A 14,126-nucleotide genomic window follows, 5' to 3' on the forward strand; every position below is an offset into this window, starting at 1 on the left:
ATTTCACTATTAACCAAAAGATGTTTTCTTTTAAAAAATTTAATTTTCAGTTCCAAAATCGTAGTTTTGCATAATTTAGAAAAATATATAGTATTGATGCCAACAAAACAAACTTTTAAAATATCCATTTTTCTTCTTTTGATTAGTTTTGCTGTCAAAGCTCAAACTGTACCAGATGTTGACAAGCTTTCTGATCAGCAGATTGAATTGTTTATAAAACAGGCAGAAAGCAAAGGTATGTCTGAGATGCAAATTGAAGCAGCTGCTAAGGCCAACGGATATACATCTGAAGATATCATAAAAGTGAGAGAAAGAATAAATCGAATAAAAACCAATACTACTTCTACAGCAAATCAACCTAATACAACTGTTAGAGAGCAAATTGGTGAGGTGTCAGAGCGAGCTGAAACCCAAGTGGATACCAAGTCTTCGGTAGAGAAAAAAGGCAATGTATTTGGAAGAGAAATGTTTAGCAATAAGCAGCTCAATTTTGAGCCCAATCTTCGTCTTCCTACGCCTGCAAATTATGTTCTTGGGCCAGATGACGAATTGAGTGTGGATATTACAGGATATGCCTATCAACATTATGATTTGCGAATTTCTGCCGAAGGAACCGTTAAGATTGAGAGTTTGGCTCCCATATATTTAAATGGGCTAAGTGTACAGAAAGCCAAGGAAAAGATATTGCAAAGACTCAAAACCATATTCGCGGGCTTGTCTAATGGTGGATTGAATATGGATTTGACATTAGGGAAAGTAAGAAGTATAAAAGTAACGGTTGTGGGAGAAGTTCAAAACCCCGGTACATATAGCGTTTCTTCTTTAGCCACATTGTTCAATGCCCTATACGTTTCTGCTGGGCCTAACACAATTGGGTCGTTTCGAAATATTCAATTATTAAGAAACAATAAGATCATACAAACCTTTGATTTGTACGATTTTCTGTTAGAAGGAAGTATGCATGGAAACGTAGGCTTACAAGACCAAGATGTTGTTTTTATACCAGTAGCCGACAGAAAGGTGGAGTTTATAGGCCAAGTAAAAAGACCTATGATATATGAGTTAAAATCAGGCGATAACCTTGCTGATGCGGTTAAATATGCAGGTGGGTTTACAGACAATGCCTATAAAGCAACAATCTCAATCAGAAGAAATACAGACAAGGAAAGAGAAATATTAAGTGTTAATGCTGAGCAGATACGTACTTTTGGTTTACAAAACGGTGATAAAATTGAGATTAACAATATCCTCGATAGATATACTAACAAAGTGGAAGTATTGGGTGCTGTTTTCAGACCTGGCGAATATGCCATAGGTAAGGACATGAAGACTGTTGGACAGCTCCTCAGCAAAGCGGAAGGTTTGCGTGAGGATGCATTCAGAAACAGAGCCTTACTCAGAAGAGAGCAAGAAAACAATGACCCTATATTTATACCGCTTGATTTAAACCAGATATTAAAAGGAGAAGACTTTGAGCTTAAAAGAGAAGATGTCCTTATTATAAAATCAATTACAGAATTACGTGAACTGAGGAAAGTTAGCATTACTGGAGCTATAAATCAAAGCGGAGAATATGATTATGCAGATAATATGACGGTTAATGACCTTATAATACTTTCTGGAGGTTTACAAATAGGTGCAACCATTAAACATATTGAGATTGCAAGGAGGCTGTTTAATGACGAATCCAATGACCAACAAGTGGATATAATAACAGTAGAAGGGAACTTAGAATTAAACATTCAAGCAACTAAATATTATTTAAAACCTTTTGATCAAGTATTTATCAGAGAGTTGCCCAATTACCAAATACAAGAAAAAGTAAAAATAGAAGGGGAAGTAAATTATCCGGGAGAATATGCTATTAAAAACCGTACAGAAAGAATCTCGGATTTAATAAATAGGGCAGGAGGGCAGAGGCCAGATGCATATTTGAAAGGTGCTAAGTTTTTCAGAGATGGAAAACAAGTAGCAGTTAATCTAGAAGAAGTATTGAAAGATCAAAAAGCGGTAATTAATTTGTTTCTTGAAAATGGAGATAGAATTATTATTCCTAAAGAAGAGCAGGTGGTACGTATCAATGGACAAGTACTTAACCCAACAACGGTGGCTTTTCAACCCGATTTTAGTTTTAGAGAATACATAGCCCAAGCAGGTGGATTTTCTGATTCTGCTTTTGTCCGTAAAACCTACGTAAAATATGCAAATGGGCTCACAAATAGGACCCGATCATTTTTGGGGTACAAAGACTTTCCAAGAGTGGAAAAAGGGATGCAGATTATTGTTCCTGTAAAGCATAGAGATAGATTGAGTAAAGCCGAGATTATTTCAATTAGTACTGCTTTTGTTTCTTTATCGGCGGTTTTGTTAACTTTGGTTAGATTATTATAATTATGGATGAAAAGCATTTCCTTTTTGATTTGAAATTTTTGATTGAAACTTTATTTAAGGAAAAGATTAAAATAATTGTTATAACTATTATATTCACATTAGTAGGTATTGTTTATGCGTTTAATTCAAGAGAGGAATTTGTATCGGAAGGTAAATTATTGCCAGAAATTTCAGCATTAGGGTCATCTAATTTAGGTGGGTTAGCTAATTTGGTAGGAATAGGTGGATTTGAATTAGGCATGAAAAATAATACTGATGCTATTCGACCTGATTTGTATCCAAACATACTTAAGAGTAATCTTTTTTTTTTAACTCTTTTAAAGCAAGAAATTCTAAATAAAGATGGAATAAAATTGAATTTTGAGAAGTTTTACCATTATACTATAGAAGAAAATGAAAATGTAGAAAGTAAATATTTAACTTATTTTAAAGGTAAACCTAATGGAGTTTTAGTTTTAAATAGACTCAATGAAATTCGTATCGAGGATTTAAAAGATAGAATAATTGCATCTATTGATAAAAAGTCTGGTGTTATAACTATTTCTGTTAAAATGCCAGATCCAGTTGTCGCAGCTGGTGTTGCAAAATTCTCTATTGATTACTTAACAGATTATGTTACAGATTATAGGACAGAAAAAGCAAGAAATGAAGTAGATTTTCTAGGAGAAAAAGTCGCAGCTTCTAAAGGAAAGTTTTATTCAAATCAAGAACGTAAAGCTAGATATTCTGATCAATTTTCTGCACCAACAATACGGTTTCAAACTGCAGACGTGCAAAGGGAAAGAATTGAGTCCGAGTATAGGATTTCTTCAACATTTTACAATGAATTACTTAAAAAATATGAAGAGGCTAAAATAAAATTGCAACAAGAAACCCCAGTTTTTAAAATTTATGACCCACCCGCAGCTCCAAATAAAAAATCTGAGCCTTTTAGGGCATTAATTGTATTTATTTCATTTTTAATGGGTTTGTTTTTTTCTTCAGCTGGAATTTTGTTTTATTTTATCATTAGAACAAATAGATAAAAAGCAGCAAAGATTAATTAGGTTTTATTGGAATCGAGAATCAATTTATAAAATAAATTAGCTGCTAATTATATTCAAAGACATAATGTTGAAAATTTTATTCAGGGTAGTTTAATATAATTTACGAAGGTGTGTGTTTTAATAAATTGTTATTATCTTGAAATATAATAGTCTTAAAAAGCTTACTTTACTTTATTCAATTGGGAGCTTTACATCTAAAATTTTTAATTTTGGATTGGTTTTTATTTTAACTTATTTCTACACAAAAGAAGAAATTGGAGAATATGATATTGTAATGACTGTTTTTACCCTTGGTCTTCCAATAATTAGTTTACAGTTGTCAGATGCAGTGTTAAGATGGGTAATTGAGGACAAATCATCTATTAATTTAATTTCAGTTTTTAGCAATGTTTTAATTATTCAACTATGTAATATTGCGATTACTGGTTTATTTTTTTGTGTGGTTAATTATTTTTTTAATTATCAGTATTTTATTTTACTGTTCACATTGATATCGCTTAATTCTTTGTTAGTTTTTTTTCAACAATTTTTAAGAGGACAAAAAAAGAATGAGATTTATATTCTAAGCAGTATTGTTTATTCTGTTATTTTTTCATTAATAGCAGTATTTGGGGTTGTATATTTTGATTTTAAAATAAATGACCTTTTGTTGTCAAATATATTTTCAAGTCTACTTTTAATTTTAATATTATTTTTTGTTGGTGATTTCAGTAGTTTTTTTAACTATAGAAAAATCAATTTGGAATTTTCTAAAAAATTAACTTTGTATTCTATTAATTTGATACCGAATGCTATTAGCTGGTGGTTAATAGTTTCTGCAAATAGATTTGTAATATCTTATTATTTGGGAAATGCTTCAAATGGGCTTTTTTCAATAGCATTTAAATTTCCAACTATTATTATGTTAGTAATTCAGACCTTTCAACTTGCTTGGCAAGAGAAAGCAATGGATTGTTATGAAAGCAAAAATAGAGATGAGTATTTTTCTAGTGTTTTGAAAAAGTATATTGTTGTACTTTTAATTTTGTCAATTGTTTTTCTTTTATTTAATAAGTTATTAATTAGAAATCTTGTTAGTGTAAATTTTTATGAAGCCTGGAAATATACTTCTATTTTATTGTTGGGGGTTATTTTTAGTTCAATTTCAAGTTTTATAGGTTCAATATTTCTAAGTTTAAAACAAACTAAAAGTATTTTTCATAGTAGCTTTATCGGAGGGCTATTATCTATTATATTTTCACTAATTCTAATTCCAGAGTATGGTTTATATGGTGCAGCTTTAAGCTTAGTGATTGGTTTTTTTGTTGTTATGATTTTGAGGTTAAATAAAGTTCTTAAATTGACGAAGATAATAGTTCCTTATAAATTATTACTTGAATTGTTTTTTTTATATTTAATTATTATGAAATTAGAATTCATTCATTTTGATTTTATATTTTTTATTAGAATAGCTATTTTTTCAATTTATTTAGTTGTTCGACGCAAATTTTTTATCCAAAATTTTTTAGTTAATTATGAAAAATAAATCATATAGCTTTTTTAGTAATTTAGATAAAATTCAGAATTTAAAAGATATTATTTATTGCAAATTAGAACCCATTATTAACAATGATTTTGTTTTGTTAGATGTACCTAACCACAGGAATATAGGTGATTCGTTAATTTGGCAAGGGGAATTAAATTTTTTTGAATATTTGAATTTTAATTGTTTAGGACAATTTAATGCTGATACTTTTGATTTCTCATTAGATATATCTAAAGATACTGTAATTTTAATGCATGGAGGCGGTAATTTTGGTGATTTATATAGGAAGTTTCAAAATTTCAGGCTTAAAGTAATCAAAAATTTCCCGAATAATAGGATTGTAATCTTACCTCAAACTGTATTTTATGAAAACTTTGACTTACTTGATAATGATTTAAAAATTATGAGTAATCATAAAGATTTATATATTTGTGTAAGAGATAAAGTTTCTGAAAGTTTAATTAAGTCTTATTTTGATCCCAAAAATGTATTATTAATGCCAGATATGGCTTTTTTCTTAGATTTTTCAATTTATCATAATAAAATCAACAATAACGATAATACTTTGTTTCTGAAAAGAACGGATAAGGAATTTATTAGAGTGGAGGAAGTTTATAAATTTAATGATAAATTTGAAATTAAAGATTGGCCAACTTTTTCTAATAATAGGTTTTATAATTTTTTTCTTAATAAATTTGACTCTATAGAATCTAGATTATCTTATTTTTTGAAATTTATTCCTTTATCGAGTCTTTTCATTAATAGTGCTTATGGATTAAAGTCTAAAATGGGGAGGGAAAAGTTGATAGATATTGGGGTTGATTTTTTTTTAAAATATAATACAATTTATACTTCTAGACTACATGGTTTAATTTTAGGAATTTTGTTGGATAAAGAAGTTTATATTATTGATAATTCTTATGGAAAGAATCATAATTTTTATGAAGCTTGGCTATTTGATTTTGAAAAAGTTTATTTATTGAATTAAATTCCTTTGAATATTACTGTTACAATAAATATTTTATTTCACTTTAAAATATTCTCATTTTACATTTTTTTGGGAGTAACAACATTTTTTTATAACTAAGCATTACTTATCTTCAAACTTTTTTGATGCGATCTCGAATTAAGTGGGTAAGATAAAATTTGTTGCTGATATTTGTTTTATAAATAGCGAACAAATATTTCAATTGGCCTTGAGTTTAATTGAAACGTGGTATGTATCAAAAGTTGAGTTTTTGGAAAGAGAAGTACAAAAGGAACTACATTTAACTATTGATTATAAAGCTGGATTTTTAATTGATAAGACTGGCAAAAGTACGGTCCGTGGTAGGGTAGAAAGGAAGTGGCGACATCAGATTTTTTTTAGCATAAGTGTTATTTGCATTGTAAAATCCCACGAGTTAAAACGGTTGAAAATAATGTTGAACAAGCATCAGTTCCATGGGCACGCGAAGGTTGTGGATCTTTTGTTTGAAGCGTTTAGTTAGTTATTAATAGAGCAAGAAATGTCGATAAATAAGGTAGGGAAATTGATTGGCGTCTACCCCAACCGTATTTGGAATATCTTTAATTATTGGCTCGGAATTGCTTATTTTGATGCAGAGCATAATAATATTTCAACATTGGGAATAGGCGAGACCAGCTCTAAAAAGGGGCATGATTATATAACCGTTGCCGTAGATATGAAGACTTCAAGGGTAGTACATGCTACCGAGGGTAGAGGAGCGGACACCATTACTAAAATAGCTGATTATCTGAAAACTAAAGGTACATAGAGGGAGGCTTATTAAGCAGGTTTGTATTGACCTGTCACCCTCTTTTATTAGTGGAGTGGAATCAGAATTTTCTAATGCTCAAATAGTATTTGATAGGTACCATGTTAAAGCATTATTTAATAAAAGTATGGACTACTTAAGAAAACAAGAATTAAAAACTCACTTAATGTTTAAAGGGCAAAAGTACTTGTTTTTCAAAAATGTGAAGAACATGACAGTTTCTCAAAAATTACAGCGAGATACGTAACTAGAAGCATTAACAAGATTAGGTGCGGCTTATCGTTTGAAAATACTATTTGACGATTTTTAGTCTATCAAATCACCTCAAGATGCACAAGGATTTTTAGCCTATTGGTGTGATATGGCAAGAGATTCAACGATACCTCAATTTGAAAAATTTGTAAACACAGTATTGAAGCATTGGAAAGGAATTTCAAATTATTTTAATATCACATTTCAAACGGAATTTTAGAAGATACAAACAGTAAATTTCAGTTGGCTTAAGTAAGGGGATTTAGAAACAAAAAAAAATTTTCTCAATATGATTTACTTCATCGCTGGTAAACTCAAATTTAATTACCCGCTCTATTCAGCATAGGGCCAAATTTATTATCTTATATTTACCCTTCACATATTCAAAAGTTTAAGAAATTTAATTGATAAATGAGAGAATATATTTTTAATTTAATGATTGGGTATTATTCATTTTGGATACTTTCTTTTATTTTTTTTTTATTTTTGGCCTATACTAAGTCAAAAGAAATTAATTTAGGGTTATATAATTTTTTATTAATTTTTTGGGTACCATTCTCATTGCTTTTTTTAGGCTTGAGAGATAGTAGTATAGGTACAGATTCAGAAAATTATAAATATATGTACAATTTGGCTGTGGAAGGTTACAAATATGAGTATTTTGATAATATTGAGTTTCTGTTTTTTATTTTACTCAAAATTACTAGTTATTTTGGTTCTTATAAATTGTTTTTTTTTAGCGTTCATTTAATATTTCTTTCAACATTTTTGTTTTTTTTATCCAAAGTTAGTTATCAATTCGCTTTAACTTTCATTCTTTTTCTTTCATTCTTTTTTTATTATAATTTGTCGATAAATATAATAAGAAACTCCCTTTCTATACCTTTTTGGTTACTAGGAATTTTTTATTTGAATTTAAATAAATTAAAAAAAGGATTGTCTTTATTTTTGATTTCATTTTTGTTCCACAAAACTGCTATTTTTATATTTTTATCTTATATTTTAATAAAGTTTATTTCTTTTAATAAATTAGTGCTTATTTGGATTATAACATCAGTGTTTTCTTTTTTTCAAAAGGATCTATTGTTATATCTGCTTGACTTTACACCTCTTTCTGAATATTTAGAGCTTGTTCAATACGTTAAATATATTAATTACAAGGAAGAGTTTGATTACGTAATTGGATTTAGATTAGATTTTTGGCTTATAAATTTTGTTATGATTGTTTATATATATATAAATAGATTTATTGGTAGAAAGACAAAGTGGGATAGTTTATTTGTAACATTATCTATTTTATCGGTTTTTTCTTATCAATTTCCTTATTCTGATAGGACAAGCTTATTCTCTTGGTTTTTAATTCCTATTATAATTTCTATTACAGAATTAAATGTTGACAAAAGTAAATATTCAAATATAAAAATCTTAAAGTTTCTTATTTTGAGTTTATTTTTGAGTTTTCCTTCATTTTATCTTTTAATTAAAAATGTCTAAAGAGCCTTTAGTTACAATAGGATTACCATGTTATAATGTTGAAAGATATGTTGATTTTGCAATTAATTCTATTTTTAAACAAACCTATAAAAATTGGGAGTTATTAATAATTGACGATAATTCAACAGATAATACCTTTTTGAAATTAAGAAAATATAAAGATGATGTAAGAGTTAAATTAATTAAAGATGGAAAAAATGAAGGATTACCCAAAAGGCTAAATCAGCTAATAGAATTATCTAAGGGGAAATATTTTATAAGAATGGATGCGGATGATATTATGGATATTAATAGAGTACAAGTTCAAGTTGAATATTTAGAGGGAAATCCAAGTATTGATGTATTAGGAACCGAGGCTTATGTAATTGATAATAATAACCAAATACAAGGTAAACGCAAAACCTTTGAATTAAAGGATATAAAGTCAGCTGCTATGCATTGTGCTTTTATTCATCCAACTGTAGCGGGTAAATTGTCTTGGTTTAAAATAAACAAATATAATGAAAACTGTATTCGTATGGAAGACTATGAATTATGGGTAAGAACCATTGGGAATTCTAATTTTTTTGTTTTACATGTGCCTCTTTTGTATTATAGAGAAATAGGTCAAAAATCTTTGAAAAAGTATTTGGGTAGTAAGTTGAATTCTTTTAAGATTGTAAAAGATGCAAAAGGACTTAGTTTTGGATTTAAGATTTCTTTTTTGACTATTGAATATATGAAAATATTTCTATTTTCAATTCTATATTTTATTAATCAAGAGGATTTTTTGATAAAAAAAAGGAGTCTTCATTTAGGTGAGACTGAAAAGAAGATAGCAAGAGAGAGATTAAATTTAGTTATAAGTTAAGCGTATGAAAATAATATTTATAATTACTGACTTTGGGAGTTTTAACAATTTTTTATCTGAATTATCTGTTCAACTTAGTAAGAATAAGAATGTGAAATTATTTGTTATTTGCAACTTAGATAAAGTTATTTTGCTTAAGGATAAATATAATTACGAAGATTTAAATATTAAATTTCATTTTGTAAATATTCCCCGAAAAGTAAATTTGTTTTCAATTTTATCATCAGCACGACAAATAAATTTAATAATTAATTCTATTAAACCTGATATTATTCATGCTCATTTTACTACTGGAATTTTTCCTAGTGTTTTGTTAAAAAAAAGAAAGTTTAAATATTGGGGTACTTTTCATGGCTTAGGTATGAATTCTAGTAAAGGATTAAAAAAAATTATATTTACTTTAGTAGAGACTTTTTGCTTTTTCAGATTAGATAAAATTTTTGTTACTAACGAAATAGATTTTAAATATGTAATTAATTTAGGTTTTGCTCAAAAGACTTTAAAATATAAATGCTTTGGTTTTGGATGTGATTTGCTTGATTTTAATAAAGATCGTTTTTCAATTGATATAATTAATGAAACTAAAAAAGAATTAAATATTATAGGAGAAAAAGTAATTGTTTATACTGGGAGGTTTGTTGAATTTAAGGGCTTTGACTTAGTAATTAAAGCATTTCTAAGATTAATAAAAATAGAACCCAATGGTTATAAATTATTAATTATTGGAGGATATGATATAATACATTCTACTGGTTTAAGCGAAAATGAAGAAATTGAATTAAAAAATAACCTTGACATTATAAACATAGGTTTTACTAATAATGTTGCTAAATTTCTTGCTATAGCAGATTTTTTTTTATTTCCAAGCAAAAAAGAAGGTTTGCCAACTTGCGTAATGGAATCACTTGCTATGGGAATTCCTACAATAGTTTCTAATTCTAGGGGAAGTATGGATTTAATTGAAAATAGAATTAATGGAATATTAATTGATGAGCAACAAGATACAGAAAATGAAATTAATTGTATTATTCAAACCATATTTGAGATAAATAGTAAACCGCAATTTGCTAATGATTTAAGGAATAATTCTTTAAAACGGCGGCACCAATATTCAAGAAACCTGTTTATAGATGAACATGTAAATTATTACTTAAATAATTAAGTCTAGATTCAATTTTCAAAAAGAAGCCTTTGTGTTTCTTTAGATATGCACTTCTAACCATTTAATAAAATTGCTATTTATTATTACTATTTATTTTTTTATTATTATACCTTCGTAATGTCAATAATTTAAAATGTTTTTAAACTTAAAGAATAAAATGAGAAATAATTATTTAAAAATCTTGTCTTTTGTTGTTGTATTTCTGATGGGAGTATCAGTAAATGCTCAAATAGGAAATGTCGGAATTGGGACTAATAATCCCAATGAATCTGCAATTTTAGAAATTGAATCAATTAATAAAGGATTGTTGATTCCAAGAATGAGCCTTGAAAAAAGGAATGAAATTCAGAGTCCTGCAATAGGGTTATTAGTTTTTCAAACCGATGTAAATTCAGGTTTTTATTTTTATAATGGTCAAGGATGGTCCAAATTGAGTAACAATGATGCTTATTCAGTTGCTTCGGATCCCAATGATTGGAGTTTCGGAGGAAATTCAGCTCCAGTAGGTGCTTTTTTAGGTACTACAAATACTGAACCTATTCTTTTCAAGGTTAATAATGTTTGGTCAGGTAAAGTTGGTGGAAGTGTTACTTTTTTAGGAGTAAATGCAGGAAATAGTAGTACTTCAGGTGCCAACAATGTTGCAATCGGTAATGAGTCTTCTAAATCAATTACAACTGGTATTAATAATGTTTCCATTGGTAGATATTCGATGAGATTAAATACTTCTGGTCAAGCTAACGTAGCTTTAGGCTCATCCGCATTGAGAGATAATAGTACTGGAGTCCAAAATGTGGGTATTGGTTGGAATGCATTATTGACTAATACCTCAGGAGACTATAATATGGCAATAGGAACTCAAACTTTAGGTAAGAATACAACAGGTAGTGGAAATACTGGTATAGGTACTAGTGTATTATTAGATTTAGTTTCTGGAGATGAGAATATTGGAATTGGATTAAATGCATTAGTTAAGTTGCAAAATGGAAGTAAAAATATTGGTATAGGTACTCAAACCTTATTTCAAAATCTCACAGGAACGGGAAATCTTGCACTTGGATATAAAGCTGGTTACAATGAGACTGGTAGTAATAAACTATACATTTCTAATTCCTCAACAGTCAACCCTTTGATCAAAGGTGAGTTTGATAACAAGAACTTAAAAATTAATACAGGAGCCACAACATCAAGTACTGTTGGATTTTTAGCCGTTGGCAATTTTGATGCTGCTTTTGCTATGCCTACTGGTAATTCGTACAGATTAATAGTTCAAGATGGCATTATTACGGAAAGAGTTAAAGTAGCTTTGAAATCTACAGCTGATTGGGCAGATTATGTTTTTGAGCCAATATACAAATCAAATATGATGTCTTTAGAAGAGGTTGAAGAATTTACTTTGGAAAACAAGCATCTTCCAAACGTTCCTTCAGCACAAAACATGAAAGATAACGGTTTAGAGGTTGGTGAGACTTCTAAAATGTTTATGGAAAAAATTGAAGAATTAACGCTTTATATGATTGAGCTTAATAAAGACGTTAAAGCACTTAAGCTAGAGAATGAATTACTAAAATCTAAATTAGTAAATAAATAATTTTTCAAAATATTTTTTATTACAAGAGCCTCAAGTAATCTACTTGGGGCTTGTTTTTGTAAAATTTATTAAATGAAAGTATTAATAACAGGTGCTTCTGGTTTTATAGGTATTAACTTACAGGAATATTTTATACGGCATTGCGTGCAGTTTGAAACATTATCAATTAGATTAGGAGATGAATTTTCTATAAATGATGATATAACTGCAGTAATTCATTTAGCAGGTAAAGCTCATGATTTAAATAATGCAGTAGATGAAAATGAATATTATCGTGTAAATACAGATTTAACAAAAGAAATTTACCTTGAGTTTTGTAAATCAAAAGCCAAGGTTTTTATTTATATAAGCTCCGTAAAGGCGGTAGAGGATAATCCATCAAATATCATTGATGAGAAAACATTGCCTCGCCCTAAAACACCTTATGGAAAATCAAAACTTGCCGCAGAAGAGTATCTTGCAAAAAACAGAATTTCAGATAAGAGCCTATTTATTTTGAGGCCATGTATGGTTCATGGGCCAAATAATAAAGGCAATTTAAATGTTTTATATAAATTTGTTAATAAAGGTATACCATATCCTTTTGGTTGCTTTTCAAATCTGAGGTCTTATTTGAGTGTTGATAATCTTTGTTTTATCATTAAAGAATTAATAATAAATGATAAAATTTCCTCAGGAATATATATGGTTTCAGATGATGATGAAATTTCAACTAATGATGTTGTAAAACTAATTGGGGAAACTCTAAATCGAAATATTAAAATTTTAAATTTACCCAAATTTTTTGTATTCTTTCTTGTGAGATTTGGAGATTTATTTAGTTTACAATTAAACTCAGTGAACTTACAGAAGCTTACAGGAAGTTATATTGTTTCAAATGAAAAAATTAAAGCGGCTTTAGGTAAACAGTTTCCTGTAAATACTAAAACTGGTTTAATTAAAACATTCGAATCATTCCTTAAAATAAAACAATGACCTATTTTGTTTTTTTAATAATTTTGTTTTTTGTATCTGAATTGATATATATTCGAATTGCACAGCATTTCAATATCATTGATTTTCCAAACAATCGCAGTTCTCATAAAGAAAATACTATTAGAGGGATAGGTATAGTGTTTCTCTTTGCAGCCTTCCATTATTTTTTTAATTCTGGTTTTCAATATTCTTTTTTTTTTGCGGGTTTATTTTTGGTTGGTACCGTCAGTTTTTTCGACGATATTCGGCCTTTAGCAAATCGATTTAGAATTATTATTCAATTTATAAGTGTAGGTTTATTGATTTTTCAAATTAAAGAATATTTTGTTTTAGACTTTTTAATTCTATTCGTTTTGTTATTAGTTATTGGTGTTGGAATATTAAATGCTTATAATTTTATGGATGGAATAAATGGAATTACTGGCACTTTTAGTTTAGTTACAATTGGTTCTTTATATATTATTAACAGGAATTTTATTTCATTTATTGATGATAATTTGTTGGTAAATGTAGGTTTGAGTATTTGTGTATTTTTGTTTTTTAATTTTCGAACTAATGCAATCGGTTTTTGTGGAGATGTAGGAAGTGTTAGTATTGCATTTATTATTTTATTTACAATTGCTATGCTAATTTTTAAAACAAATAATGTGAAGTTTATTTTTTTCCTTGGAGTATATGGAATCGATACTATTTACACCTTGTTATACAGGATGCAAAAGAAAGAGAATATATTTAAAGCACATAGGAGTCATTTTTTTCAAATATTGGTTCACGATTATAAATTTTCCCATCTTCAAGTATCTTTTTTATTTTCAATTATTCAGCTAATGCTAAATATATGGATAGTTTATACTGATTTATTTACATTTTATTTCTATATTCCTTTTATTATAATAACATCTATCCTTCATTATTATCGAAATAAAAAAGGCTATTCAATAAGAGTTTTTACATTTACCAAATAATAAAATTCTTGGCAATATATTTGTAAACATGCCAATTAGATGTAATTTTGGTAATACAGAGGTTTTCTACAATAAAATACAAATTAATAGCTTAGAA

General features: G+C 28.1%; 11 protein-coding genes and 1 pseudogene. All 12 read left to right on the forward strand.

Going from position 1 to position 14,126, the window contains the following annotated elements:
* The first annotated feature begins 66 nt into the window (after positions 1 to 66).
* Entirely contained in the window at positions 67 to 2,391 is a 2,325-nt protein-coding gene (locus tag EGI22_RS15735; protein ID WP_255069368.1) for an SLBB domain-containing protein, read from the forward strand.
* Positions 2,392 to 2,393: 2 nt separating this feature from the next.
* Positions 2,394 to 3,416 carry a Wzz/FepE/Etk N-terminal domain-containing protein gene (locus tag EGI22_RS15740; protein WP_255069369.1) on the forward strand — a complete coding sequence of 341 codons (1,023 nt, stop codon included), beginning with the start codon at positions 2,394 to 2,396 and terminating at the stop codon, positions 3,414 to 3,416.
* Positions 3,417 to 3,573: 157 nt separating this feature from the next.
* Positions 3,574 to 4,962: a lipopolysaccharide biosynthesis protein gene (locus EGI22_RS15745; RefSeq protein ID WP_255069370.1), complete on the forward strand. Its 1,389-nt coding sequence runs from the start codon at positions 3,574 to 3,576 to the stop codon at positions 4,960 to 4,962.
* Entirely contained in the window at positions 4,952 to 5,950 is a 999-nt protein-coding gene (locus EGI22_RS15750; protein WP_255069371.1) for a polysaccharide pyruvyl transferase family protein, read from the forward strand. Before EGI22_RS15745 ends, EGI22_RS15750 begins: the two co-directional genes overlap by 11 nt.
* A gap of 520 nt (positions 5,951 to 6,470) precedes the next feature.
* Complete coding sequence (locus EGI22_RS15755; protein WP_255069372.1) at positions 6,471 to 6,740, forward strand: transposase; 270 nt, start codon at positions 6,471 to 6,473, stop codon at positions 6,738 to 6,740.
* Positions 6,741 to 6,786: 46 nt separating this feature from the next.
* Positions 6,787 to 7,212 (forward strand): annotated as a pseudogene (locus EGI22_RS24160) (transposase).
* Between the two features lie 191 nt (positions 7,213 to 7,403).
* Positions 7,404 to 8,486, forward strand: a complete 1,083-nt coding sequence (locus tag EGI22_RS15760; protein WP_255069373.1) for an EpsG family protein — start codon at positions 7,404 to 7,406, stop codon at positions 8,484 to 8,486.
* Complete coding sequence (locus tag EGI22_RS15765; RefSeq protein WP_255069374.1) at positions 8,479 to 9,336, forward strand: glycosyltransferase family 2 protein; 858 nt, start codon at positions 8,479 to 8,481, stop codon at positions 9,334 to 9,336. Before EGI22_RS15760 ends, EGI22_RS15765 begins: the two co-directional genes overlap by 8 nt.
* Positions 9,337 to 9,340: 4 nt before the next feature.
* Positions 9,341 to 10,498, forward strand: a complete 1,158-nt coding sequence (locus tag EGI22_RS15770; protein WP_255069375.1) for a glycosyltransferase — start codon at positions 9,341 to 9,343, stop codon at positions 10,496 to 10,498.
* 157 nt (positions 10,499 to 10,655) lie between these two features.
* Positions 10,656 to 12,089 (forward strand): hypothetical protein, encoded by a 1,434-nt coding sequence (locus EGI22_RS15775; protein ID WP_255069376.1) that lies wholly within the window; start codon positions 10,656 to 10,658, stop codon positions 12,087 to 12,089.
* A gap of 72 nt (positions 12,090 to 12,161) precedes the next feature.
* Positions 12,162 to 13,064: an NAD-dependent epimerase/dehydratase family protein gene (locus EGI22_RS15780; RefSeq protein ID WP_255069377.1), complete on the forward strand. Its 903-nt coding sequence runs from the start codon at positions 12,162 to 12,164 to the stop codon at positions 13,062 to 13,064.
* The gene (locus EGI22_RS15785; protein ID WP_255069378.1) at positions 13,061 to 14,029 is read left to right on the forward strand and encodes a UDP-GlcNAc--UDP-phosphate GlcNAc-1-phosphate transferase; all 969 of its coding nucleotides are present in this window, start codon (positions 13,061 to 13,063) and stop codon (positions 14,027 to 14,029) included. The genes EGI22_RS15780 and EGI22_RS15785 overlap by 4 nt, the downstream gene beginning before the upstream one ends.
* The last annotated feature ends 97 nt before the right edge of the window (positions 14,030 to 14,126 follow it).

The sequence above is a fragment of the Lacihabitans sp. LS3-19 genome (assembly GCF_024343575.1).
In the GTDB taxonomy this organism is placed as follows: Bacteria; Bacteroidota; Bacteroidia; order Cytophagales; family Spirosomataceae; genus Leadbetterella.

What these genes read in the sequence shown, in the direction of transcription:
- EGI22_RS15740 (WP_255069369.1), top strand. Translation starts at nt 2,394, where the DNA reads ATGGATGAAAAGCATTTCCTTTTTGATTTGAAATTTTTGATTGAAACT.
- EGI22_RS15750 (WP_255069371.1), top strand. Translation starts at nt 4,952, where the DNA reads ATGAAAAATAAATCATATAGCTTTTTTAGTAATTTAGATAAAATTCAG.
- EGI22_RS15755 (WP_255069372.1), top strand. Translation starts at nt 6,471, where the DNA reads ATGTCGATAAATAAGGTAGGGAAATTGATTGGCGTCTACCCCAACCGT.
- EGI22_RS15760 (WP_255069373.1), top strand. Translation starts at nt 7,404, where the DNA reads ATGAGAGAATATATTTTTAATTTAATGATTGGGTATTATTCATTTTGG.
- EGI22_RS15765 (WP_255069374.1), top strand. Translation starts at nt 8,479, where the DNA reads ATGTCTAAAGAGCCTTTAGTTACAATAGGATTACCATGTTATAATGTT.
- EGI22_RS15770 (WP_255069375.1), top strand. Translation starts at nt 9,341, where the DNA reads ATGAAAATAATATTTATAATTACTGACTTTGGGAGTTTTAACAATTTT.
- EGI22_RS15775 (WP_255069376.1), top strand. Translation starts at nt 10,656, where the DNA reads ATGAGAAATAATTATTTAAAAATCTTGTCTTTTGTTGTTGTATTTCTG.
- EGI22_RS15780 (WP_255069377.1), top strand. Translation starts at nt 12,162, where the DNA reads ATGAAAGTATTAATAACAGGTGCTTCTGGTTTTATAGGTATTAACTTA.
- EGI22_RS15785 (WP_255069378.1), top strand. Translation starts at nt 13,061, where the DNA reads ATGACCTATTTTGTTTTTTTAATAATTTTGTTTTTTGTATCTGAATTG.